At 59.5% G+C, this 23,066-nt stretch carries 20 protein-coding genes, 2 tRNA genes and 6 pseudogenes; 14 read left to right on the top strand and 14 right to left on the bottom strand.

Going from position 1 to position 23,066, the window contains the following annotated elements:
- Positions 1 to 746: 746 nt before the first annotated feature.
- The gene (locus tag RBB80_RS19975; RefSeq protein WP_433964178.1) at positions 747 to 884 is read right to left on the bottom strand and encodes a hypothetical protein; all 138 of its coding nucleotides are present in this window, start codon (positions 882 to 884) and stop codon (positions 747 to 749) included.
- Here RBB80_RS19975 and RBB80_RS19970 point away from each other — a divergent pair.
- Together RBB80_RS19970 and RBB80_RS19965 are read left to right on the top strand one after the other, a co-directional pair.
- A pseudogene (locus RBB80_RS19970) lies at positions 879 to 1,208 on the top strand (GAF domain-containing protein); the annotation flags it as partial. The gene RBB80_RS19975 and the pseudogene RBB80_RS19970 sit on opposite strands and share 6 nt — an antisense overlap.
- Positions 1,209 to 2,960 (top strand): PP2C family protein-serine/threonine phosphatase, encoded by a 1,752-nt coding sequence (locus RBB80_RS19965; RefSeq protein WP_433969771.1) that lies wholly within the window; start codon positions 1,209 to 1,211, stop codon positions 2,958 to 2,960. It begins immediately after the preceding pseudogene.
- 96 nt (positions 2,961 to 3,056) lie between these two features.
- Here the strand turns inward: RBB80_RS19965 and RBB80_RS19960 are convergent.
- Positions 3,057 to 3,173 (bottom strand): annotated as a pseudogene (locus RBB80_RS19960) (hypothetical protein); the annotation flags it as partial.
- A gap of 50 nt (positions 3,174 to 3,223) precedes the next feature.
- Positions 3,224 to 3,565: pseudogene (locus RBB80_RS19955) on the bottom strand (DUF2076 domain-containing protein); the annotation flags it as partial.
- A gap of 510 nt (positions 3,566 to 4,075) precedes the next feature.
- Here RBB80_RS19955 and aroA point away from each other — a divergent pair.
- Positions 4,076 to 5,394, top strand: a pseudogene (gene aroA / locus RBB80_RS19950) (3-phosphoshikimate 1-carboxyvinyltransferase).
- A gap of 53 nt (positions 5,395 to 5,447) precedes the next feature.
- A complete protein-coding gene (locus RBB80_RS19945) occupies positions 5,448 to 6,563 on the top strand; it encodes a glycosyltransferase family 4 protein (RefSeq protein WP_433964177.1) in 1,116 nt (371 codons plus the stop codon).
- Between the two features lie 9 nt (positions 6,564 to 6,572).
- Here RBB80_RS19945 and RBB80_RS19940 read toward each other — a convergent pair whose 3' ends face one another.
- From RBB80_RS19940 to RBB80_RS19910, 7 genes are all read right to left on the bottom strand, one after another.
- Positions 6,573 to 7,097, bottom strand: coding sequence for a bifunctional nuclease family protein (locus RBB80_RS19940; protein WP_433964176.1), 525 nt, complete (start codon positions 7,095 to 7,097; stop codon positions 6,573 to 6,575).
- Positions 7,097 to 8,479: a tRNA (N6-isopentenyl adenosine(37)-C2)-methylthiotransferase MiaB gene (gene miaB / locus RBB80_RS19935; protein WP_433964175.1), complete on the bottom strand. Its 1,383-nt coding sequence runs from the start codon at positions 8,477 to 8,479 to the stop codon at positions 7,097 to 7,099. Before miaB ends, RBB80_RS19940 begins: the two co-directional genes overlap by 1 nt.
- Before the next feature lie 706 nt (positions 8,480 to 9,185).
- A tRNA-Glu gene (locus RBB80_RS19930) sits at positions 9,186 to 9,262 on the bottom strand.
- A gap of 28 nt (positions 9,263 to 9,290) precedes the next feature.
- Positions 9,291 to 9,367 (bottom strand) — tRNA-Glu (locus RBB80_RS19925).
- A 98-nt stretch (positions 9,368 to 9,465) separates the two neighbouring features.
- Complete coding sequence (locus RBB80_RS19920; RefSeq protein WP_179582933.1) at positions 9,466 to 9,741, bottom strand: DUF507 family protein; 276 nt, start codon at positions 9,739 to 9,741, stop codon at positions 9,466 to 9,468.
- Positions 9,738 to 10,016, bottom strand: coding sequence for a DUF507 family protein (locus RBB80_RS19915; RefSeq protein ID WP_433964174.1), 279 nt, complete (start codon positions 10,014 to 10,016; stop codon positions 9,738 to 9,740). Before RBB80_RS19915 ends, RBB80_RS19920 begins: the two co-directional genes overlap by 4 nt.
- 52 nt (positions 10,017 to 10,068) lie before the next feature.
- Complete coding sequence (locus RBB80_RS19910) at positions 10,069 to 10,434, bottom strand: (2Fe-2S) ferredoxin domain-containing protein (protein ID WP_433964173.1); 366 nt, start codon at positions 10,432 to 10,434, stop codon at positions 10,069 to 10,071.
- A 90-nt stretch (positions 10,435 to 10,524) separates the two neighbouring features.
- Between RBB80_RS19910 and RBB80_RS19905 the strand changes: the two genes are divergently transcribed.
- From RBB80_RS19905 to RBB80_RS19860, 10 genes and pseudogenes are all read left to right on the top strand, one after another.
- The gene (locus RBB80_RS19905; protein WP_433964172.1) at positions 10,525 to 10,713 is read left to right on the top strand and encodes a hypothetical protein; all 189 of its coding nucleotides are present in this window, start codon (positions 10,525 to 10,527) and stop codon (positions 10,711 to 10,713) included.
- Positions 10,710 to 10,982 (top strand): hypothetical protein, encoded by a 273-nt coding sequence (locus RBB80_RS19900; RefSeq protein WP_433964171.1) that lies wholly within the window; start codon positions 10,710 to 10,712, stop codon positions 10,980 to 10,982. The genes RBB80_RS19905 and RBB80_RS19900 overlap by 4 nt, the downstream gene beginning before the upstream one ends.
- A gap of 9 nt (positions 10,983 to 10,991) precedes the next feature.
- Positions 10,992 to 12,086 carry a DHH family phosphoesterase gene (locus tag RBB80_RS19895; RefSeq protein WP_433964170.1) on the top strand — a complete coding sequence of 365 codons (1,095 nt, stop codon included), beginning with the start codon at positions 10,992 to 10,994 and terminating at the stop codon, positions 12,084 to 12,086.
- Positions 12,058 to 12,810, top strand: a complete 753-nt coding sequence (locus RBB80_RS19890) for a DHHA1 domain-containing protein (protein ID WP_433969770.1) — start codon at positions 12,058 to 12,060, stop codon at positions 12,808 to 12,810. The genes RBB80_RS19895 and RBB80_RS19890 overlap by 29 nt, the downstream gene beginning before the upstream one ends.
- A 93-nt stretch (positions 12,811 to 12,903) precedes the next feature.
- Positions 12,904 to 14,019, top strand: a complete 1,116-nt coding sequence (locus tag RBB80_RS19885) for an efflux RND transporter periplasmic adaptor subunit (protein WP_433964169.1) — start codon at positions 12,904 to 12,906, stop codon at positions 14,017 to 14,019.
- Between the two features lie 127 nt (positions 14,020 to 14,146).
- Positions 14,147 to 14,917 carry a tetratricopeptide repeat protein gene (locus RBB80_RS19880; RefSeq protein WP_433964168.1) on the top strand — a complete coding sequence of 257 codons (771 nt, stop codon included), beginning with the start codon at positions 14,147 to 14,149 and terminating at the stop codon, positions 14,915 to 14,917.
- 261 nt (positions 14,918 to 15,178) lie between these two features.
- Positions 15,179 to 16,513, top strand: coding sequence for a TolC family protein (locus RBB80_RS19875; protein WP_433964167.1), 1,335 nt, complete (start codon positions 15,179 to 15,181; stop codon positions 16,511 to 16,513).
- A gap of 126 nt (positions 16,514 to 16,639) precedes the next feature.
- Positions 16,640 to 18,125 (top strand): annotated as a pseudogene (gene hpnJ / locus RBB80_RS19870) (hopanoid biosynthesis associated radical SAM protein HpnJ).
- Positions 18,126 to 18,215: 90 nt separating this feature from the next.
- Positions 18,216 to 18,635 (top strand): EamA family transporter, encoded by a 420-nt coding sequence (locus RBB80_RS19865; protein WP_433964166.1) that lies wholly within the window; start codon positions 18,216 to 18,218, stop codon positions 18,633 to 18,635.
- On the top strand, positions 18,632 to 19,018 hold the full coding sequence (locus tag RBB80_RS19860; RefSeq protein ID WP_433964165.1) for an EamA family transporter: 387 nt from the start codon (positions 18,632 to 18,634) through the stop codon (positions 19,016 to 19,018). Before RBB80_RS19865 ends, RBB80_RS19860 begins: the two co-directional genes overlap by 4 nt.
- A gap of 143 nt (positions 19,019 to 19,161) precedes the next feature.
- Here the strand turns inward: RBB80_RS19860 and hpnE are convergent, their stop codons facing one another.
- From hpnE to RBB80_RS19840, 4 genes and pseudogenes are all read right to left on the bottom strand, one after another.
- On the bottom strand, positions 19,162 to 20,583 hold the full coding sequence (gene hpnE, locus RBB80_RS19855) for a hydroxysqualene dehydroxylase HpnE (protein ID WP_433964164.1): 1,422 nt from the start codon (positions 20,581 to 20,583) through the stop codon (positions 19,162 to 19,164).
- Positions 20,580 to 21,518: a phytoene/squalene synthase family protein gene (locus tag RBB80_RS19850; RefSeq protein WP_433964163.1), complete on the bottom strand. Its 939-nt coding sequence runs from the start codon at positions 21,516 to 21,518 to the stop codon at positions 20,580 to 20,582. The genes hpnE and RBB80_RS19850 overlap by 4 nt, the downstream gene beginning before the upstream one ends.
- Before the next feature lie 118 nt (positions 21,519 to 21,636).
- Positions 21,637 to 22,514: pseudogene (locus tag RBB80_RS19845) on the bottom strand (squalene/phytoene synthase family protein).
- A gap of 176 nt (positions 22,515 to 22,690) precedes the next feature.
- Positions 22,691 to 23,050 carry a zinc-binding dehydrogenase gene (locus RBB80_RS19840; protein WP_433964162.1) on the bottom strand — a complete coding sequence of 120 codons (360 nt, stop codon included), beginning with the start codon at positions 23,048 to 23,050 and terminating at the stop codon, positions 22,691 to 22,693.
- Positions 23,051 to 23,066: the final 16 nt, after the last annotated feature.

Genomic DNA, 23,066 nt, shown 5'->3' with positions numbered 1-23,066 from the left:
CCCGCTGTTGCAGTTGCAGTTGCGGCTGCTGTTGCACCTGCAGCTGCCGTCGTTGCCCGTGCCTTTGCCGTTGTCCGCCCTTCGCCGTCATCCTGAACGAAGTGAAGGATCCCGACACAATCCACCCACCCCTACCGTTCGAACCTTCCAGCCAGAACACTCAACGTCTCCCCTGCCACCACAGAAAACCTCCTCGCGACCGCCGAGGGAGGCCCCAATCCACTGTCAAGCCCCTAAACGTCCCATCCCATTCAAAATCATAAACATAGACGTGGCGTATCAGTTCTATCATCTCCGTTATAATGGAGATAGTATTCAAAAACACGACCCCGGTCACCGGGGTCATCTCGTTCTACACACAAAGGAGGATCAACCCCTAACCCTTTTGGAATGACGATTCTGCAGCTAAACCTCCTGCAATGAAGTTTTTGCGAGTAGCGTGTCTTTGCAAATCAAACAAAAATAAACTACTTCCACAGCAAGAATGTGGGGGTACCCCTCACCGCCAGAAGCGGAGGAACAACTCGAAAGAAGCCGCAAGAGACAGCACACTACCCGCCTCCGGCAGAACAATCCACACCATTCAGGCTGGTCGTCAACATCGACTCGCAATCCCAATCGTGCACTCCCCAAACTCAACCTCACCCGGTAATATCAACGCAAAGCAGAATGCCTTCCCCCATCAAACCGAACGCTCCACCGGCCGGCCAGGAAGCGCCCGCACCCCAGCACCCCTACGAAGGTGACTACCGCCCCCGACCCCGCAGCTCTTCCATTCCCACGCCGCCGACCCCAAAATCCGCGTCGAGCCCCTCCAGGTCGAGTTCCTCCACAACCTCGCCGACGCCCTCAACACCACCCTCGACCTCAACACCCTCATGCACCGCGTCGCCGACCTCGTTCGAGCCGTCATCGATTACAAAATCTTCGCTATCCTCCTGCTCAATGACCGCTCCGCCGACCTCCGCATGCGCTTCCAGATCGGCCACTCCAGCGAGATCGAACGCATGCGCATCAAACTCGGCCGCGGCGTCTCCGGTCAGGCCGCACTCCAGCGCAAATCGCTCCTGGTAGAAGACGTCACCACCCAGGAGAACTACATCGACGCCAACCCCATCGTCCGCTCCGAGCTCGCAGTCCCACTCGTAGTCAAGAACAAGGTCATCGGCGTCCTTGACCTGCAGTCCGAAACCATCGGCTACTTCACCATGGAGCATCAGCGCCTCCTTGAACTAACAGCCTCCCGCATGGCCATCGCCATCGAGAACGCCCGCCTCTACACCCGCGTCTCACGCCAGGCGCAAACGCTCTCGGTCCTCAACGACATCTCGCGCGAGATTACCAGCATCCTCGATACCGACGACCTGCTCGAACGCATCGGTCAGCTCCTAAAACGCGTCATCGACTTCCACATGTTCAGCATCCTACTGTGGAACGACCGCACTCAGCTCTTCGAGCACCGATTCTCCTCCCGCTACGGGGAACGCGTCACCCGCGGACGAACCATCGCCCTCGGCGAAGGCCTCATCGGCACCGCCGCCGTGCTCCGCGAGCCCATCCTCGCTCCCGACGTCCGCAAGGATTCCCGCTACGTAGAAGCCAATCCCGAGGTCCGCTCCGAACTCGCCATCCCCCTCGTCTACAAGGGCGAGGTCATCGGCGTCCTCGACCTCGAGCACACCCGCGTCAACTACTACAACGATGACCACCAGCGCACCCTCTCCACCCTCGCCTCGCAGGTCGCCATCAGCATCGCCAACGCTCGCCTCTACCAGCGAATCCACGAGGAAGAACAGCGCATGGAGCGCGACCTCGACATGGCCCGCCAGGTCCAGCTCCGCCTCATGCCCTCGCACCCACCAAAGCTCGAGCGCGCCGAGATCGCCTCCCGCTTCGTCGCCGCCCGCTCTATCGGGGGCGATGTCTTCGACTACCTCGACTATGGCTCCGGCCGCATCGCCATCGCCGTAGGAGATGTCAGCGGCAAAGCAGCGCCAGCCGCACTTTACGCCGCACTGGTCAGCGGAATCCTCCGTTCCCTCGCCCCACAACATCTCTCACCCGCGGCCATGCTCGCCGCCCTCAACGACCAACTCCAGGAGCGCAAGCTCGACTCGCAATACGTCACTATGCTCATGGCCGTGTGGGATGACAACAATCAGACTCTCCAGATCGCCAACGCCGGCTCCGTTCAGCCTCTCTTCGTCGCCGCCAACTCAGACATCAACAAACCTCCCAGCGTCCGCACCATCCAGGCCGAAGGCTTTCCCTCGGCCTCTTCCCCAACGCCGAGTACGAAGAGTTCACCCTCTCCACCCGTCCCGGCGACCTCATCGTCTTCTTCTCCGACGGCATCGTCGACGCCATCAACGGCACCGGCGAGATGTTCGGCGACGAACGCCTCACTCAACTCCTCAAGTCCCAGCACCAGCCCACCGCGCAGTTCACGGTCGACGCCATCCTGCAGGCCGTCACCGATTTTCAGGCCGGCACTGCCCATTTTGACGACGAGACCATCGTCGTCCTCCGCGCCACCGAGCAAACCACCTGAAGCCGACCAGAAAAGGTATACCCGTCACGAAGTGACCGCCCTCCGCGCAGGAGGCCCGTCCGGCAGGACAAACAATCAAACAGGAAAGAGGCCTGCATCGAGCAGACCTCCCATCCTCTCTTCAATCACGCTGCATTTCAGGCAAAGCTACTGTCGTCTCCACCGCCCGACCCATCATCGCCAAGGTCGCCGCCATCGTCGAATGAAGCGTCATCACTCGAACTATCCGAATCGAAGCTGGCATCATCGCCAGAACCAGAGTCATCAGACCCATACAGCGAATCCCGATCGTTTGAGGACGCATCCGAACCGCCACGCGATCCAAAGTCCCGATCCTCCCGCTGCCCGAGCGATCTCTCATCCGCCGAGACATCGCGCCCGCCACGATCATCGCCATAGTAGTTATTGACGATCTCCTCGGTCGGACGCTGCCCTCCATCGAAGCCGCCCAATCCCTGGCCGCCGCCGTAGCCCCCTCATGCCCGAATCCATGCATAAGCGACTCCACGCCCTCGAACGCCAGCGCGCCCGCTGCAACACCAGCAGCGGTCTGCAGCGCGCCACGCATAAACCCGCCGCCCTGCGGAGCACCATATTGAGCCGGTGGAGCCCCATATTGCACCGGAGCAGAACCATACCCGCCCCCACCGGAGCGTACGGCGGATAAGCCGGCCCTCCCTGTTGCGAATAAGCCTGCTGTGGCGGAGGCGGCGGTGGAGGCACCGGCTCCTCATTTCGCCCCAACAAACTTCCCAAAAAACTCGTCGCATGCTTTGGCTCAGGATGCTGTTGCATCTGCTCGATCTGCGCCTTCGCCTGCGTCAGTTGTGCCTGCGCCTGCTCCAACGCATACTTCTGCACCAACACCGTCTGGGCCAGAATGTACAACGCGTCCGGATTCCGTCCCAATCCCTGCTGCAGCATCTGCTCAGCGTCTGTATCTTTCTCTGTAAGCTGTGTCTTCTGAATGCGATCGATTAGACCACCAATCATGTCCTGTTCTTGAGGAGTCATCTCTAGTCCTTTTCCGTTATCCTGCACAAACTGCCTTCAGCGCTGCAAAACCAGGCGCCGCTCAACGCTATCGACTGATGGACGAACAAATACGACGAAGGTCGTTGTCGCACATCGATTCACCTCTCACATGGGATGCTCCGCAATCCTCTCGAGTCATCGGTACGCAAAACAATTCATCCTAGTTCCCCTCGCACCTGGCCCACTACGAGGATGATGAGCGAAATGTCAGAGACGAACCTCGCGTCCAGCTAGGTCCGCGATATGGCTTGAGGGTTCAACATCCAAGGAAACCAGCCCGATTGCGGCAAACAACGGCAATTCTCTGGATCTTGCTTCGGACTCCTCATCGATGGTCTCCCACGGCACAAACCCGGTTCGTTTCTGAAGGTTGCTGCTCAAGCGGAAGAGGCATGCCCCGTACTAAGAAGTTGCTCCTTAGCACCTCGTTATGGATCGTGTGTCCACTTCTTCGTCTCACGACTCCCAAAAGCATTTAAGCTAGAGCAAATGTCCTCCTCATCGACCACGCAAACGATCCGCCCAGCCCGCACCCTGCAAGGATCCCTCCTCCTGCCCGGCGACAAATCCATCTCACATCGCTACGCCATGCTGGCCGGCATTGCAGAAGGCACCACACGCCTCTCCAACTTCTCCACCGGCGCCGACCCACACTCCTCCCTCGCATGTATGGAAGCCCTCGGTGCGAAAGTTGTCCACAAAGAAGACAAGACCATCGAGATCACTGGCACCGCCGGCAAATTCCGACAACCCTCCGCACCCCTCGATTGCGGCAACTCCGGCTCGACCATGCGTATGCTCGCCGGCCTCATTGCTCCTCATCCTCACACATTCACCCTCATCGGCGACCACTCCCTGACCCTCCGTCCAATGGAACGCATCCGCAAACCCCTCAGCCAAATGGGAGCTAAGATCGATCTCGTTGAAGGCCACGCTCCTATCACCATCCACGGCGGCCCGCTCCACGCAATCGACTTCGACACGCCCATCCCCAGCGCGCAGGTTAAGACCGCCGTCCTCTTCGCCGGCCTCCAAGCCAACGGCACCACCAGCCTCACCGAATCTATCCGCACTCGCGATCACTCCGAACACGCCCTCCGAGCCTTCGGCGCTGCGCTCAACCGGGAGACCGCAGCTTCAGGAGATGTCGCGAAGCTAAGCATCCCCGGCAATCAAACCCTGAAAGCGATCGACGCCACCATCCCTGGCGACATCTCCTCCGCGGCCTTCTTCCTCTGCGCCGCACTTCTCTTCCCGACTCCAACCTCATCCTGGACGGAGTCGGCATGAACCCCACTCGCGCCTCCCTGCTGGACGTCATCACCTCTCTTGGCGGCAAAATCAAGGTCCTCAACGTCGAAGAGCACCACGGCGAACTCGTCGGCACCGTTCAGGTCAACGTCTCGCCCAACGGGCTCCGAGGCATGCACATCGGCGGAGCCCTCGCCGCACAGATCATCGACGAACTCCCCGTGCTCGCCGCCATCGCCCCCTACACCAGCGACGGCATCACCATCCGCGACGCCAAAGAACTCCGCGTCAAAGAGTCCGACCGCATCGCGCTGGTCGCCAAAAACCTCCGCGCCATGGGAGCCGAACTCACCGAACACGAGGACGGACTGGTCATTCCCGGCAACCAACGGCTTCACGGAGCACAAATCGACTCCGGCACTGATCATCGCATCGCCATGGCCTTCTCCATCGCCGCCCTTCGCGCCACCGGAGACACCGAAATCCAGGGCGCTGAATCCGCTGCCATCAGCTTTCCCGAGTTCTTCGCTCACCTCAACGATCTCTGCAAGCGCTGAGCCATCGTCAAAACGGCAACTTGCTAAGCCGACTTCAATCCTCCAACAGGTCCATGCAAACATCCCCAGGCGACTCCCGCGCCATCATCATCACCGAGATCGAGCAGTTCGGAGGTGCCGAGCGCAGCGTCCTCGCGCTCTCCCGCTGGCTTTATCAACGCCACCGCCGAAATCACATCGTCACCTACTTCGATCGCTGCAACTTCGCACAATACGCCACCCATCCTCTGCAGGTCATCGAGCTCAAACCCTCATCTGGAGCACGCAACAAGATCGCCGCCCTTCGCACTTACTTCAACCAGCACCCACCAAACTCACCCAAACCACTCGCATCCGGCTATCAACCTGCCCTTCACGCAACCCTCGCTGGACAGCGCGCATTTCACACCCTCATGCACGACACGCCCTCACTCTTCGGAGATCAGGACAACCGTAGCCTCTCCACAAAGCTTCGCATCGCAATCTCGAATCGCATCATCGGCTACGGCCTGCGCACCGGCGGCAACACAATCGTTACCAGCGAATACCTTCGAAGCGAATGTCATAAGGACTTCAACATCGACGCAAAGATCGCTCGCATGGGTGGTCTCAGCACCCAGACTCAATCCCCTCCTTCCCACCCCGTAAACGACCAACTCCGGATGTTCTCCGTCTGCCGCATCGAGCCCAACAAGCGAATCGACTGGATCATCCGCGCCCTCGCCGAACTGGAGCGCGCCGACCAACCGCTCTCAACTATCATCGATTGGAGACTCGATCTCGCAGGCATGGGCTCTCTCCTCCCCGCCCTGCGCAACATGGCGCAGACTCTCGGTATCGGCGACCGCATCCACTTCCACGGCTTCGTCCCCGATGACGATCTCGAGCGTCTCTTCGCACAGACTCACCTCTTCCTCATGCCCGCCGTTCAGGGCTACGGAATCCCCGCCATTGAGTCGCTACACCGCGGCATCCCTGTCCTGCTCCATCGCGAATCAGGCGTCAGCGACATTCTGCTCGACACCCCTTGGGCAACCGTCTTCAGCGGAGGTGAAGAAAATATGACCCCCGCTCTGCGCTCTGCGATCGACGGCATCCTTCAAGGCAAACATCACGCGGTCATGCAGCCGCATCTTCCCTCAGAAGACGAGTGGGCCGAACGCGTTGCGAAACTTTGCAATTGGCTGTAACTGAAACCGTTACATTTTGTAGCGGCCCATATCATCGTCGTTCAGATTCTCGAGCCACCGCCGCATCTCCTCAGCGTTCACATTCGGCGAGCCGCTGGCAGCCTGCTTCGAGTTCTCGAGCACTGTACGGTTGACAAAGATTGGGCAATCCCATCGCAGTGCCAGCGCAATAGCATCCGACGGCCTCGCATCTATCGCAACAGTCTCGCCCTCATGATCCATCCAGATGACCGCAAAAAACGTATCATCCCGAAGCTCCGACACTACAACCTTACGTACCTCAGCATTCAGCCCACGAGCCATGTTTTGCAACAGGTCGTGCGTCATCGGGCGCGGCGTAGCGGTCTTCTCCAACTCCAGCGCGATCGCATTGGCCTCGAAGATTCCCACCCAGATCGGTAGAACCAGATCGCTCCCCACATCTTTCAGCACAATGATGGGCATATTTGTGACCGGGTCCATCATGAGCCCGCGAATCTGCATCTCCACTTCATCTGGAGCCTGTACGGCGGATTGAACCGAAGAAGGATTCATCAGTTAAGCACCACAAAATCCGAAGCCCGTTGTATCGGCATAAAAGGCACAGAATCCGCATCCGCGATCGCCTCGCCCACGAGGCAATTGGGCAGCGTCTGCGTAATCCGGACAGGCAGATAGCTCCCAATCGGAGGCTGAGCCTGCACGATCTGCGCCGTCGAAAAGTTTACAGTCTTGTTCTGCGAGCTGCGTCCGACTACCTGGTTCCGTGAAGGGTTATAGCTCTCCACCATCACCTCCTGCACCTCACCCAAGTGCCGTCCATAGTGCTCTCGCTGAATCTCCCGCTGCCGATCCATCAAAATCCGCAGCCGCTGCGACTTCACCTCATCCGGGATACTATCCGCCATCGTCACTGCCGGAGTATTCGGCCTCGGCGAAAACTTGAACGCAAACACCGCGTCATACTTCACCTCGCCCACCAGCGTGATGGTCTCCTCGAAGTCCGCGTCCGTCTCGCCCGGAAAGCCCACAATCATGTCGCTTGTAATGCTGATGTCGCGCTTGGCCGCCTTGATCCAGCTCATCCGCTCGAGATACCACTCCCGCGTATACTCCCTCGCCATCGCCTTCAACACCGCAGTCGAACCCGACTGCACCGGCAGATGAATATGATCGCAGAGCGTCGGCGTATCGTCGATCGCCTGCACAATATCTCGCGTAAAATCCCGCGGATGTGACGTCGTAAACCGCACTCGCCGAATCCCCGCAAGCTCTCCCACCGCAACCAGCAGCTCTGCAAACGACATCCGCCCCGAAGGATCACGATAAGAGTTCACATTCTGCCCAAGAAACTGAATCTCCGTGAACCCAAGATCCACCATCTTCTGCGCCTCGACCAGCACAGAAGCCGCGGTCCGGCTACGCTCCTTGCCACGCGTATAGGGCACCACGCAATAAGCGCAAAACTTGTCGCAACCTTCGATGATCGTGATATATCCACGATGCGGATTCGACCGCGCCGTAAACTCCGTCTCAAACGTCAGCTCTGTTTGCCGGTCATCGAGCCCTGTAATCCGCTCCTCCCCCGCCTCCAGCCGCCGCAACATCTCCGGCAGATTCCGATAAGACGCCGACCCCGCCACCATCGACACATACGGAGCCTTCTCGAAGATCTTCTCGCCCTCCTGCTGAGCGACGCACCCCAGCACAGCGAACTTCTTCCCCTCACCCTGCAGCTTTTTGTACTCATTCAGCCGGTGAAACACCTTCTGCTCCGCCTTATCGCGAATCGAGCAGGTGTTATACAGGATCAACCCAGCCGCATCCTCGTCCTGAACGCGGGCGTAGCCCTGCTGCTCCAGCGTCCCGATGACCTTCTCCGAGTCATGGGCATTCATCTGGCAGCCAAACGTCTCAATATAAAAAGTCTTACTCACCCCTACAGTATAGCCGTTCGCTAAGTCTCGACTGACAAGGGTTTGGTAGGGCGCGCCAGGTACACCCGAACCTTCAATCCCGCTTGCCGCCAGGAGATTTGAAGTTTTGTGAAACGGCCTGCTACTTAAGCGTCAATGGGCACCTCGCCGTGTGCCCATCTCGCCTCTCGAAATCGAATCAGAGGAATCAGATCTCGCTACACTTCTTACAACTGTCGCTATGCTGCACCATCGCGTTATAGGTCCACAAAAGGTCCGCACGGCTGCCGCTTGTCCTGCCCTTCCCTAACGTGATTACGCACTCACGGGCGGCCTTCAGAAAACTACGCGCAAGCTCCATGCCTTCAGCGCACGCCGATCTCTTCTCAAGATTTGGCCAGGAGGAGAGGAGTTGACTTTGGTTGAGTGACATCTGCTATAACCTACCCTTTCAATTTGCATTACCATTCTGTCGTTAGCGGAGCCACGATGGCCCTCTACCTATGGTGAGTGTCGACCGCAGAACGTTTCCTCGATCTTTTCTTAGACGCAAGCGCTCATCCAATTTCCGAATTTTTCAGAGCTCACGATCCTGACTTTTCACGTCGGATTCATTCAACGACGGAGCGTGTCATCGGCTTTGCTCGACCGCCTGCGCAGCCCCAAACAGGTGCCAACTAACATGCGGAAGCTAAGTCCGCTTTCTACGTCTAAGTTGTTGAAAGTTTGGTAGCGCCAACGGGGATCGAACCCGTACTCTCAGCCTTGAAAGGGCCGCGTGTTAACCAGTTACACCATGGCGCCAAAACACGAAGTTGCAGAAGGAAAGGATTGGTAGCGTCAACGGGGATCGAACCCGTACTCTCCGCCTTGAGAGGGCGGCGTGTTAACCAGTTACACCATGACGCCAGAAACCAGACAGGAGAGGAACTTCTCCACTGCGATATACAGATTATATCAGCTAACGACGCTGCTGAGCGACCCCCGCCCCTCTGAAAAAGAAGCCCTTACAGCCCCAGCTTCTTGACCTCGTCGTTGTAGTACTTGCGGTACAGGATGTCCCACTCCTGCGACCCTTCCACGATGATCTTCCGCTGCGAAGCGATCTTCTGCCGTGCCGCTGCATCGATCTTCGTCTCCTCCATCAACAGCTTCTCCAGGGCCTTCCGAGCCTCCTGCCGAATCGTATTTCGATCCTCCAGAAAGTCGACCTCGGGAATCTCCGCCAGAGTATCGGCCACTGTGTGGGCCAGCTTATTCAGCTTGTCGCGCGAGATTCTCACAGCACCGCCTTGTACTTGCGGGCGAGTTCGTTCTTCACCTTCTTGAACATCTCCGGATAGCTCGCGCCGGTCTTGCGCATATCATCCTGAAAGGCCTCAAGGATCACGCGAACTTCATCGTTGATCCGGTCTTCCAACGCCAACTCCTCCACCATTCCCGCAGCGACCCGTTCGTTGACCAAAGCCGGCTTGTCGGTGTGGATCATCTTCTCGGCGACCAAATGCTTAACCGTCTGGCGCGCCAGGTATCCAACGTAATCTTTTGAAAAAATCATTTGACTTTCCTTCGAATATACCACGCGACACGTCGTATCCAGCGTCGATACTTCACTTACGTTTGGGTGCCGGCTTATGCGGACAACTCTCTGTATTCAGACATGTATCCGCCAGCCGCAGCCGCTCCACCGGGCGCCCATGGAGCAGATGTTTGTTCACAATCTCCTCCATATCTTTCGCATGAACAGACCCATACCAGACCCCGTCCGGATAGACCACCACCACCGGACCGTGCTCGCACTGGTCAAGACAACCAAGCTCGTTGGCGCGAACCTGCCCCTTCAACCCGGCATCCTTCACCGCTTCTTTGAAAGCCGATTTCAGCTTCCCACCTCCCCCGTTGCTGCAGCTTGGTCGCGAAGCGCTCTCGTCCCGCTCATTGGTACAAATAAAAACGTGGTGCTTGAACTTTGCCAATCCCGAATCCCTTCCAGAAGCCCTTTGCCGAGCGTGCCGTGGAGTCTTTCCCGTGCGATACACCGGCGTTTCTGAGACAATAACTATCGAATGCAACCTGACAATCTTATCTCGCTCAAAGACGACATGGTGGCCTTCATCGCCGGCCACGGCATGCGTCGCCTCAACGCCTACGTCACCGAAGACGTCCCGACCGTCATCTTCGAAGAAGAAAACCCCGACGGCTGGAAGGACTTCGTCGAGCACGCCAAGGCGGCCGGCTCCCCTTCGTCACCATGAGCGAAGTCATCCTCGAAAAATCCGACGTTGCCATCCTGCTCGAACAGCTCCGCGACCAGACCTTCCCCGACGAGAACTCCGAAGAGATGGACGACGCCGAGTATCTCGTCAACCACGTCGGCAAAGTTGGCTACCTCCAGCTCGGCTTCGCCCACCAGGGCGTCATGTTCATCTTCGAGGTCGCGACCGACTGGTACGACAGCTTCCAGAACCTCATGGAGACCGTCACCGACCTCGGCGGCATCGTAGTCGACGACAGCGACGAGTAAACAAAACCAATGTCCACCGCCCAGCTTGGGCTGCCAGCCTGGAGTACTCGCTCCGCAGACGAGACTGCCGTTCAAAAGCTCGTTCACGCCCTTGGCTGCCCGCAGGCAATCGCTCAGATACTCGTCTCACGCGCCATCTCCGATACCGCAGCTGCCCAAACATTCTTCACCCCAACCCTCGACGATCTCCTGGATCCCATGCTCATGCTCGGTATGGAGACCGCCGTCGCCCGCATCCAGCGCGCCGTCCGCTCGAGCGAGCCCATCCTCATCTATGGCGACTATGACGTCGACGGCACCACCGCCACTGTCCTGCTCAAGACCGCCATCGAGCGCATCGCCCCCAAAGAGACCCCCGCCACCGTCACCTATCACGTCCCCCACCGCATCCGCGAGGGCTACGGCATGCAGAACGGCGTCCTCGGCCAGGCCGCAGCCTCCGGCGTCCGCCTCGTCATCAGCGTAGACACCGGCATCCGCGCCTTCGCAGCAGCCGAAGAAGCAAAGGCTCTCGGCATGGACCTCATCGTCACCGACCACCACCTCCCCGACGGCGCCATCGGCATTCCGGACGCAGTCGCCGTACTGAATCCCGCACAACAAAACTGTCCCTACCCCTTCAAACATCTCTGCGGAGCAGCAGTAGCCTTCAAACTCGCCCATGCTCTTCTGCTCGCCGCAACGGAGACCGAAGAGCAGCGCACTAAGCTGAAACGCGGCCTGATTCCCTCGTTTCTGAAGCTGGTCGCCATCGCCACCATCGCCGACTCAGTCCCCTCGAAGGCGAAAACCGGGTCATCGCGGCTCTTGGCCTCAAAGAACTTCGTAACCCTGTACAGCCTGGCCTCCGCGCACTCATGCAAGTGGCGGAGATCCCCATCAATCGCCCCCCACCGCCACCGAAGTAGGCTTTCGACTCGCCCCACGCATCAACGCAGCCGGACGCATGGACATCGCCGGCGATGTCGTCGAGCTCTTCCTCACCAAAGATGCAGCCCGCGCCACCCATCTTGCAGAGAAGCTCAACCGCCTCAACGACGAGCGCCGCGCTACCGAAGCAAAGGCTCTCGAAGCCATCGAAATTCAACTCGCCGCCCTGCGTGACACCCTCGGAGAATACCTCGCCGAGTGCATCATCCTCGACGATCCCGAGTGGCATCGGGGCGTCCTCGGCATCCTCGCATCCCGCGTCGTCGACCGCACCGGCAGACCCGCCATCGTCATGACGCACGAAGACGGACACGCCCACGGATCCGGCCGCTCCATCGCCGGTTTCCATCTGCTCGATGCCCTCAGCGCTGTTCACGAACCAGTGTCTGAATCAGACGCCCCGCTCTTCACACGATTCGGAGGCCATGCTCACGCCGTCGGCTTCTCCATGCCCTCCGACCGCACGAACCTCCTCCGGGAGCGCATGCAGCGCTACGGAGTCTCCCGGCTCACCGCTGAAATCATGACGCCTCCGCTCGAATGCGACGCCGAACTGCTCCTCAGCGACCTCACGCAGAGCTTCTATGACTGGCTCACCCGCTGCGAACCCTTCGGCATCGGCAACCGCGAACCCATCTTCCTCACCCGCGCACTGACCCTCTGCGCACCAGTGCGATTCATCAAAGAAAGACACATCTGTCTGCAACTCCACAGGCCTGGCCATACCACGCGCATCAGCGCCCTTGGCTGGAGCCGTACCACCGATTGGCCTGCCCGCTGCACTGAAATGGCTCTCGACACAGGCTCACTGGTGGACGTCGCCTACAGGCTGAAGGCTAAAACCAACCCCCGGTTCCCTGGACTGGAGCTCGAATTAGTCGATCTCCGACTCACCTGATTCGCTGCGTCGTGCCCGTTAACTACCTTATCCTCAAAAGTTTCTGGTCCGATCTGACTCCATGCAGCGTCTTATATACTGAACCTTCGACTGATGCCTACTACCGAGACAAGACGCCTGAATCCTGTAATGCTGTGGGGCATCTTCCTCGCCATCATTATTATCGGTTTCATCATCGTGCGCTCGTCGACCCGCGACCTGATCGGAGTCCGCGTCGCAGTCGTTGACCACCAGAACATCGTCAGCTCCGTCTCAAACCTCGGCAAGGTCGAGCCCATCGAAGAGTTCCCTGCCTCCGCGGCTGCCCCAGGCGTCGTCGAAAAGATTTACGTCCATGTCGGCCAGCAGGTCAAAGCAGGCCAGTTGCTCCTCAAGATGGATGACGCCGACGCCGTCGCCAAAATCGCAGCCGCGAACGCCGCAGTTCACACTGCCGAAGCGACTCTCCACGACATCAGCCAGGGAGGCTCGCAGGACGAGCGCATAGGACTCTCCGGCGATCTCAGGCACGCCGAGCAGCAGCAGCAGCAGGCCGCAAAAGATCTTGCAGCATTCAAGGCCCTCCAGGAGAAGGGAGCCGCCTCCGCCAGCGAGGTAGCCTCCGCCGAACAGCGTCTTCTCACCGCCGAAAGCTCCGTCACAGGCCTCCAGGCACGCAGCACCCAGCGCTACGGTGCCACGGACCGTACTCGTGCACAAGCCCAGCTTGCAGATGCACGCGCTGCACTTGCCGCCGCCCAGGCCGCTTATGCTAACGACAACATCCGCGCTCCATTCGCCGGAACCGTATACTCGATTCCGGTCTCCGCCTACGACTTCGTTCCTGCTGGAGAAAATCTACTCGATCTCGCCGACCTCAACAGAATCCAGGTCCGCGCCTACTTCGACGAGCCCGAGATCGGCAAACTCGCAGTAGGCCAACCCGTCAAAATTGTCTGGGATGCAAAGCCCACTCAGACCTGGCACGGCCACATCAGTCGCGCTCCCTCTACCGTCATCACCTACGGCACACGCAACGTAGGCGAGTGCATCATCGCCGTCGACGACGCACGCGGCGACCTCCTCCCCAACACCAACGTCACCGTCACCGTTACCACCTCGCAGCGCTTCAACGTCCTCAGCGTCCCCCGCGAGGCCCTCCACACAGAGGGCGGAGATTTTGTCTTTCGCGTAGTCAACAACAGGCTGGTCCGCACCCCGTTCAGGTAGGAGCAGGAGTCAATCTCACTCGCCTCGAGATCGTCAGCGGACTCACCGAAAAAGATACGGTCGCCCTCAGCGCTGTCAACAACCGTGAACTTACCAATGGGCTTCCCGTCAAAATAGTCGAGTAGCCATGTCACTGTCACCTTCGAGACGCTTGTTTCGTCTTCACTACGCCCTTCTATTCACTCTCCTCTTCTCGACATCTTTTCTCGTCGCCGACGAGACGCAGGCCAACGCTCTGCTCCAGCAAGGTCGCGTCGATGACGCAGCCGCCATGCTCCAGGACCTTCTCGCCTCCCAACCCGACAACGCCCACGCCCACCAGCTCTTCTGTCGCGTCTACTATGCCCAGGACAAGGCCGACCAAGCCATCCACGAGTGCGAACTAGCCGTAGCCAATGCGCCTGACAGTAGCGAAGACCACATGTGGCTCGCCCGCGCCTACGGAATAAAAGCTGCCCACGCCAGTCCCTTCTCAGCGCTGGGCCTCGCCATCAAAGTCCACAACGAGTTTGAGCGCGCCGTACAGCTAGACCCCGAAAACTTTCAAGCCATGAGCGACCTTGGCGAATACTACGTTGCAGCCCCCTCCTTGATCGGTGGCGGCCTCGATAAAGCCCAGGCTCTCGCCGCAAGAATGCAGCCCAACTTCCCTGCTCAGGCTCACCGTCTGCTGGCCCTTGTCGCCGAAAAGAAAAAGGACATCCCAGCCGCTGAGGCCGAATTTCAGGCGGCCGTCGCCGCAGGCAAAACAACCGAGGCTTACATCAACCTAGGCGACTTCTACAAACGTCAGAATCAGCCAGACAAGATGCTCCAGGCCATCCAATCGGCCCTCGCCGCTGACCATCGCAGGGCCCTCCCTGGTCGATGCTGCCAGCACCCTCTCGGAAGCCCATAGTTCGCCGCAGCTCGCCATCAGTCTGCTTCGCACCTATCTCGCTTCCTCTGGAAAGACCGATGGCGCCCCCGCATTCAAAGTTCACCTCCAGCTGGGTGGGCTTCTTGCTCAGGATGGAGACGCCGCCGGAGCGCATGACGAATACCTCGCAGCTCTATCCCTCGCATCGAACTATGTACCCGCCCGCAAAGCATTACAGGGATCATAGAAAAAAGGCGATACCATGATCTCTAATCGGTCCTAAGGAATCTCTCAGCAAGTATGATCCGTCTTCTTCGCCTATTGATCGCGTGCTCTGCTCTGGCCGTTGTGGTAACGCCTGCCATGGCGCAGATTTCGTTTACCAGCGCGATAGGTCTGGCACTGAAGAACAGCCCCAAAGTCCTGACCGCCCAGGCAGACGTCGACAAGGCAAGAGCCGCCCTGGAAGAACTCAAAGACGCCTACATCCCGAATGTTGTCGGCGCATCGTCCATCGGCCCTCCCTCTTACGGATTCCCTCTCGGCCAACCATCCATCTACAACCTCGCAACGCAGTCTCTCGTCTTCAGTTACTCGCAACGCGACTTGGTTCGCGGCGCCAAGGCCTCGCTCGATGCAGCAACCCTCTCCCTGAAGGACGTTCGCGAGGCTGTCGCGGAGGATGCGGCCGTCACTTACCTCGCACTCAATCGCGACCTTCAGCGTCAGGCCGTCCTCCATCAGCAACAAGGCTTCGCGGACCATCTCGTAACGATCGTTCAGGACCGTCTCGCCGCCGGTCAGGACACTCCCATCGATCTCACCACAGCCCGCATCACCGCCGCTCAGATCCATCTCGCCCGTCTTCGTATGGACGACGATGCCGCCGCAGATCAGGCTCATCTGGCACGCCTTCTAGGTTTACCTCCGCAAGGGATTGCAACCTCCGGCAGCAGCATTCCAGCACTGGACGAGGACAAGCCCGCCGACATCACCGCAACGCTGGTCGGAACCAGCCCCGCGGTCGAATCCGCCTACGCGAATGCACGTGCGAAACGCGAAATTGCATTCGGCGAAAACCGTTACCTCTGGCGACCGCAGATCGTTCTCGAGGGCCAGTACAGCCGCTACGCGAAGTTCAACAACCTGCAGGACTACTACTTCCGCTTCCAGCAGAACAACGCCGCCATCGGCGTCCAGATCACTATTCCCTTCTTTGACGCCGCCCACAAAGCTAAAGCCCGTGAGGCAGACGCAGACGCAGCCCACGCCGAGCACGAAGCCGACTCGATCCGCGATCAATTCTTCGACTCCCGGCTCAGGATCCAGCACGCCGTCGCAGAGCTAGTCGTCCGCGCAGAGATCGCCACCCTCGATCAGCAGCTGGCCCAGCAGAATCTCGACGTCCTCACCGTTCAACTGAGCACCGGCAATGGAAACCTGGCTGGCACGCAGATGACTCCCAAAGACGAGCAGACCTCGCGCATCGCCGAACGGGAAAAGTTTCTCGCGGTTCTAAATGCCAACTTCGAACTGCAACAAGCTCGGATCAACCTCATGCGAGAGAGTGGCGAATTGGAGAGCTGGATCTCCGCCGCCCTTCAGGCCCAACCCGTCACTCCTGCGAAGCCCTAAGCGAAATTCGCGAATATCTTTTTGTAATGAATCGTCTGGCTGCCTCCGGCATCGTCGCAGATACCTCGCATCAAACACAGAAAAGCCACTTAACCCTTAACTGAATGGTAAAATCGAGTTATTATTATGCCTCTCAAGACACTGTTCCTGAACCCGCCCTCCTTCGAGAAATTTGACGGTGGCGCCAGCTCCCGCTGGCCCGCAACCCGCGAGATTGAGTCCTACTGGTATCCCGTCTGGCTCACCTATCCTGCAGGCATGCTGGAAGGCTCCCGTCTCATCGACGCCCCGCCCCACCACATCAAGTGGCAGGAAGTCGTCGAAATCCTCAAGGACTACGAGTTCCTGGTGCTCTTCACCAGCACCATGGGCTGGGACGGCGACCAGAAGATGGCCGAGGTCATCAAGCAGACCTACCCCAGCATCAAGATCTCCTTCGTCGGCCCCCGGTGACCACCTCCCCCGACAAAGCCCTCAACGAGTGCCCCGCCATCGACTTCATCTGCCGCCGCGAGTTCGACTTCTCCGTCGTCGAGTACGCCAACGGCAAGCCGCTCAACGAGATCCTCGGCGTAAGCTACAAGGACAAGGCCACCGGTAAGATCCTCCACAATCCGGACCGTGCACAGGTCACCCCGAGCAGCTCGACGAGATGCCCTGGGCCACCGAGATCTACCACCGCGACCTCGACGTCACCAAATACAACGTCCCCTTCCTTCTCCACCCTTACGTAGCCCTCTACTCCACCCGTGGCTGCCCCGCCCAGTGCACCTTCTGCCTCTGGCCCCAGACCCTATCCGGCCACGCCTGGCGCAAACGCTCCACCGACGACGTAGCTGCCGAGATGAAGCAGGCCAAAGAGCTCTTCCCCCACGTCAAGGAGTTCTTCTTCGACGACGACACCTTCAACATCCAAAAAGCTCGCACCATCGAACTCTGCGAAAAGCTCAAGCCCCTCGGCCTCACCTGGTCCTGCACCTCGCGCGTCACCACCGACTACGACACCCTCAAAGCCATGAAGGAAGCCGGCTGCCGTCTCCTCATCGTAGGTTACGAGTCCGGCGACCCCCAGATCCTCAAGAACATCAAGAAGGGTGCCACCGTCCAGCGCGCGCTCGACTTCACCCGCGACTGCCACAAGCTCGGCCTCGTCATCCACGGCGACTTCATCCTCGGCCTTCCCGGCGAGACCCGCGAATCCATCCGCAACACCATCGACTTCGCCAAGCAGCTCGACTGCGAGACCATTCAGGTCTCCATCGCGCACGCCTTCCCCGGCACCGAGTTCTTCGACTACGCCAAGGACAACGGCTTCATCACCAACGAAGCCATGAACGACGACGGTGGCCACCAGATGGCGCACATCGAGTACCCCGGCCTGCCCGTCGAGTACGTCATGGAGATGGTGCACAAGTTCTACGACGAGTACTACTTCCGCCCCAAGGCTGCCTTCCGCGTAGTCTGGCAGGCCATCGTCAACCGCGACGTGCCCCGCCTCTACACTGAAGCCAAGTCCTTCATGGAGCTTCGTTCCAAGCGCAACAAAGCCGTTCGCGCCGTCAAGGAAGCCAACGCCGCCAAGGCCCAGGAATCCGTCAGCATGAACGCGTAACCATCCTGTCTTCGCAGCATCTAAAAAGGCGGTCAGCATACTAATGCTGGCCGTTTTCTCTTAGCCTTTTACCAAACGGATCGCCCAGGAATGCAACACACCCTCACTCCCCGCCGCTGGCTCGTCCTCATAGCCGTCATGCTAGGCGCCTCCATCGGCGACGCTCTCCTCGGCATCGGCATGAAACAACTTGGCCCCGTCTCCCTGAATCATCTCGGCGCGCTCTTCTTCGCCCTCAAAAGCCCCTGGATTATCTCCGGCATCCTGGTCCTGCTCGGCTTCATGGCCTGTTACATGACCGCTCTCAGCTGGGCCGACATCACCTTCGTCCTCCCCGCCACCGCCTTTGGCAACGTCATCGTCACCATCCTCTCCCGCTTCTGGCTCCACGAGCATGTCTCCCGCTCTCGCTGGCTCGGCGTAGCCCTCATCGTCATCGGCGTAGGCTTTGTCGCCAACGGCCCCTCCCGCACCGAATACGCCGCAGTAGAAGTGGAGGTCCTCCCATGAACCCCGCCACCCTCCACACCTGGGCCACCATCTTCACCGTCGTCCTCACCGCCACCGCAGGCGACATCCTCATTGCAGGCGGCATGCGCAAGCTAGGCGACCTCGACGACATCCGAGCAAAGTCCGGCTTGATCGGCGCGGTCAAAGCGGTCCTCTCGAGTGGCATGTTCCTGCTTGGAATCACCTGCATGGCACTCAGCTTCTTCTCGCTCCTCTTCGCGCTCTCCGGAGCAGATCTCAGCCTCATCGCACCCGCAACGGCCTCCCTCACCTTCATCACCACAGCCGCGGCAGCAAAGTTCTTCCTCAAGGAAAACGTAGACCGCCGCCGCTGGATCGCCGCGCTCTTCGTCTGCGCCGGCGTAGCCCTCCTCGCAAAATAGCCCCTTCTAAAAGCGTGCAAAGTAGTATGTCCCATCCGACCAACGGGAGGCCATCGAACTCTCCCTGGCCGAGAAAAGGTACACGAGTCACGAAGTGACCGCCCCACGCGCAGTGGGCCCGTCCGGCGACATCTCGTTGACAGTTACTCCCGGCCAAACCACCGCATCAACCCACTAGCCGGGATCTCCGGCGCCATAAACCGCATCGCATCCCCCACCACCGCCCCCGCCGCCAGCCGCCCACTCCGAACCCCACCCTCCATCGTCGAAGGCCACTCCGTCGCAGTCCAATCCCCCGCAAGAAAAAGCCCCGGCCACTCCGTCTCCTGCTTCGGACGAAACTGATCCAGCCCCGTCGTAACCGAGAACGTAGCGCGAGCCTCCTTCAACACCCCACTCTTCACCAGCTTCGCCTGCCTCACCGCAGGAAAGAACATCTCCAACTCCCGCAAAGCCGAAGAAAGAATCTCCTCCCGCGACATGCTCAATTGCGCCTTCGACCCCGCAATCACCAACTCGACATAGCTTCCCTTCTCCTTCGCATACCGCCTAATTCGCGACTTGTGAAAGAACCACTCAATCGTCGTATCCAACAGCCAGGCATGGTCAAGGTCGGTAATCTCACGGTCATACCAAAGCAGAATCGACGTAAACGGAGAGTGCATCTGCCGAGCCATCTTCAACTCAAGATCGCCCTTGGTCTCCTCAAACCGTCCAGCGTACTCCTCGTTTACTCGAACCGCCGGCAGCAGCTTCTGCGTCTGCTCGAACGGAAGCGCCAGAATCACCGAGTCTGCGGTATAACCCACATCCGCCGTGTTGACGCGCCAACGTTCGTCCCCCTCCTGCAGCAACCCCTCCACGCTCGCCCGAAGCCGCACCGTTCCCCCATGCGCCTCGATCATCCGCGCCTCAGCCGCATAAAACTCACTCAGCGGAACCGTAGGTATCCCCAGCCGTCCACCCGTAGACGACTTCACAAACAGCTCATGAAACACCTTCCCCGCGTACCGCGTCGAGCAATGGGCCGGACGATCATTCAACGTCGCCATCACAATCGGACTCCAGAAATGCCGAATCGAAAGCTCCGTCTGCTTTGTTCGCTTCATCCAATGCTCGACGCTCTCCGCATCCTCAGCCGGATACCCGCGAAAAAACTCCATCAGTCCACGCGCAACCCCGATCTTGTCCTTCCATCCCAGCATCGACATACTTGCAAAGCTGGGCGCGAAGTGGAACGGCGCTGGCAGATCGCTCGTCACAATCGTGCTGGCGTTACCATTCGGTTCCAGAAACGTCTGCTCGTCATACCAGCGAATCTTGCCGGCAATCCCAGCCTGCTCACAAAGCTCAATCAGGTTCGTACAACATCCCAGCAACACATGCTGCGAGTCCACTACCTCCTCGAGCGCAGGATGTTCATAGGAGTAGGCCCTGCCACCCACGTAAGGCTTACGCTCCAGTACGGTTACAGACTTACCCGCCAGGGCCAACGCACTCCCCGCAGCTAAGCCGGCGGCCCCGGCTCCAACTACAATCACATCGCTATGTTCCGCGTCCTTCACGAGACCATCCGGTTGCGCACAGCCATCCCCATCCCCCGTGCCAGAATCAAGAGCTTCTTGGAGGTCGGCATACTGACGCGTTCCGAAAACACATCGTAGTTCTTCGCCATAATCCGCTCAAGCAGTCCCCTGTAAATCGTTACCAGCACCCAAAGCGCCGCGCGGCTATCCTTATCGATCAGGGGCATCAACTCCTCCGCCGCAGCGTAATAAACCAGCGCCCGCGCAGCCTCCTGCGCCAGCAAACTCCGCACCGCCTTCGTCTCAGCCTCTCGGCGAACCACCTGCAGCAGCTGCTTCACCTCAACCCTGCCCGCAGTCAGATCCTGCAGCGGAAGGTAGATCCGCCCACGTTCCGCATCCTCGCTCACGTCCCGCAGAATATTGGTCAGCTGAAACGCAACGCCGGTCTTCTCCGCCAGCAACTCGGCCCGAGGATCGCTATACCCAAAGATGCGAATGCAAACTAGCCCCACCACCGAAGCCACCAGGTAGCAGTAGCGATACAACCCCTCAAAGTCCTCGTACACCTGCAGCGTCTGCGTCTTATCTGCAACCGTTTCGGTTACAAGCACTACATCGGCCTGCGACTCCTCAAGATCCATCGTCGTGCCCCGCACCAGGTCCTCCAACAGCGCATCCGGAATCGCAAACTTCTTCTGCGTATCGTTCAACGCCACAAAGACCGGATCATCCGACACTCCGCTCCGCCGCGCCTCCCGCCACGCGCCCAGCCACTCCGACATCACCACGCGCCGCTCCACCACCGGCATCGTCTCCTCATCGGAGATATCATCAGCCCGACGCATAAACGCATACACCGCGCACATCGCATTCCGCTTGTTCTCCGGCAGCACGCGAAACGAGTAGTAAAAGTTCTTCGCCTCCCGCTGCGCAATCCCCGTGCACACTGCATAAGCCTCAACAATCGTCACGAAGCCATCCCCGCGCTCAGCTTGCCCACAAGCGCCTCGATCAGCAGACCAGCCTTCCGCGTCTTCGACACCACCGGCCTTCCGCGCAGCACATCGAAATCCTGCCTCGCAATGCCGTTCAGAATCGCCTCTCCCCCTTGCGAAACAGATCCAGCACCACCTTCAACTCCTTATCCACATGCTCGCTGATCTCCCCACCCTCCAGCAGCATCGCCCGCGTACGCACCACCAGCTCCTGCATCATCCCGCGAAACTCCGGCGTAAACACCCGCCCTTCGATCTGCCCCTCCTCCACCCCAAACCGCAGCATCGACTCTGCGGGAACGTACCGCCTCCCGCGCTCCTTATCCTCCACCACGTCCTGCCAGAAGTTTGCCAGCTGCAGCGCCGTACAGACCTTGTCCGACATCAACGCCCGTGCCTCATCCGTATACCCGCACACCCAAAGCACAAGCCTTCCCACCGGATTCGCCGAGTAGTGCGAATACTCCAGCAACTCCCCCAGCTCTCGTACTCCGTCTTGTACTGATCCATTCGAAACGCATGCAGCAGATCCAGAAAGAGCTGCCGCGGCGGATCGCATTCGCGAATCGTCTCACGCAGTGCCACAAACACCGGATGCATCGACCGCTCCGGCGCGTCGTAGCACTCCTCCAACATCGTCCCCCAGCTATTCAGCAACCGAGTCGCCACCGCGCGATCCTCCACCTCGTCCCCCAGGTCATCCGCCACCCGGCAATACGCGTAGATGCTCTCAAAGTGCGGCCTCACCTTCGCCGGAAGAAAAATGTCGCCACATGAAAGTTCTCGTAGTGCGATGTCGCCAGCTCCCTGCACCAGGCTCGCGCCTCCGCGAGCGTCGGCCTCTCCAGCGGCGTCAGGTACTCTAGCGGAGCCCCCAGCAGCGCGTGCTGTGTCGCAGTCGTCTCGCTCACCGCGGCCCCCTTCCGGAATCACCGCCGTCTTGATATCCCTTGCGCTTCCATTCCGCTGCATCATCCTCGCAAAGACCGCCGGCACCTCTTCCAGCCCCGCCCGCCCAGTAATGTACTCCGCGCACTTGAACCGCCCACTCGTCACCAGCTCAAACGCCGTCCTGCAGGTCGCCGGCGTGTGGTGAAAACTTGCCTTCAAGGTAATGTCCCCATAGTGCAGCCGGTTCGTATCCAGCTTCACCTTGGTCCCGCTCGGTGGACCACCAAAAAATTCACGACTCCGCCCTTCCTCACCATATCCACCGCCCACTCCCACGTCCCCGGAACCGCTACGGCCTCGATAACGATATCCGCGCCTCTTCCCGCGGGAGTCAGGGCGCGTGTAGCCGCCACCACATCCTGCACCGCACCCACATGAACCACCTTGCGCGCGCCAAACAACTTCGCCGCCCCTATCTGGTCCTCGCGCTTCGCCACCGCAATCACCTCTACCCCTGCGATCTCCGCGGCGTTCATAAACATCAGCCCAATCGGCCCCGCTCCGATCACCACCATCGTGTCCCCGGCCTTCGCTCCACTCTCCTCCAGCCCGCGCACCACACACGCCAGCGGC

The organism is Tunturiibacter gelidiferens, assembly GCF_051013345.1.
Lineage (GTDB): Bacteria > Acidobacteriota > Terriglobia > Terriglobales > Acidobacteriaceae > Edaphobacter > Edaphobacter gelidiferens_A.
The sequence above is the reverse complement of the archived record's forward strand: the minus strand, read 5'-3'. Positions and strand labels throughout refer to the sequence as shown.

Coding starts and splice junctions, on each gene's coding strand:
- RBB80_RS19880 (WP_433964168.1), top strand. CDS start 14,147: ATGTCACTGTCACCTTCGAGACGCTTGTTTCGTCTTCACTACGCCCTT.
- RBB80_RS19875 (WP_433964167.1), top strand. CDS start 15,179: ATGATCCGTCTTCTTCGCCTATTGATCGCGTGCTCTGCTCTGGCCGTT.
- RBB80_RS19865 (WP_433964166.1), top strand. CDS start 18,216: ATGCAACACACCCTCACTCCCCGCCGCTGGCTCGTCCTCATAGCCGTC.
- RBB80_RS19860 (WP_433964165.1), top strand. CDS start 18,632: ATGAACCCCGCCACCCTCCACACCTGGGCCACCATCTTCACCGTCGTC.
- RBB80_RS19895 (WP_433964170.1), top strand. CDS start 10,992: ATGTCCACCGCCCAGCTTGGGCTGCCAGCCTGGAGTACTCGCTCCGCA.
- RBB80_RS19945 (WP_433964177.1), top strand. CDS start 5,448: ATGCAAACATCCCCAGGCGACTCCCGCGCCATCATCATCACCGAGATC.
- RBB80_RS19940 (WP_433964176.1), bottom strand. CDS start 7,097: ATGAATCCTTCTTCGGTTCAATCCGCCGTACAGGCTCCAGATGAAGTG.
- RBB80_RS19965 (WP_433969771.1), top strand. CDS start 1,209: ATGGAGCATCAGCGCCTCCTTGAACTAACAGCCTCCCGCATGGCCATC.
- RBB80_RS19915 (WP_433964174.1), bottom strand. CDS start 10,016: ATGATTTTTTCAAAAGATTACGTTGGATACCTGGCGCGCCAGACGGTT.
- RBB80_RS19905 (WP_433964172.1), top strand. CDS start 10,525: ATGCAACCTGACAATCTTATCTCGCTCAAAGACGACATGGTGGCCTTC.
- RBB80_RS19885 (WP_433964169.1), top strand. CDS start 12,904: ATGCCTACTACCGAGACAAGACGCCTGAATCCTGTAATGCTGTGGGGC.
- RBB80_RS19900 (WP_433964171.1), top strand. CDS start 10,710: ATGAGCGAAGTCATCCTCGAAAAATCCGACGTTGCCATCCTGCTCGAA.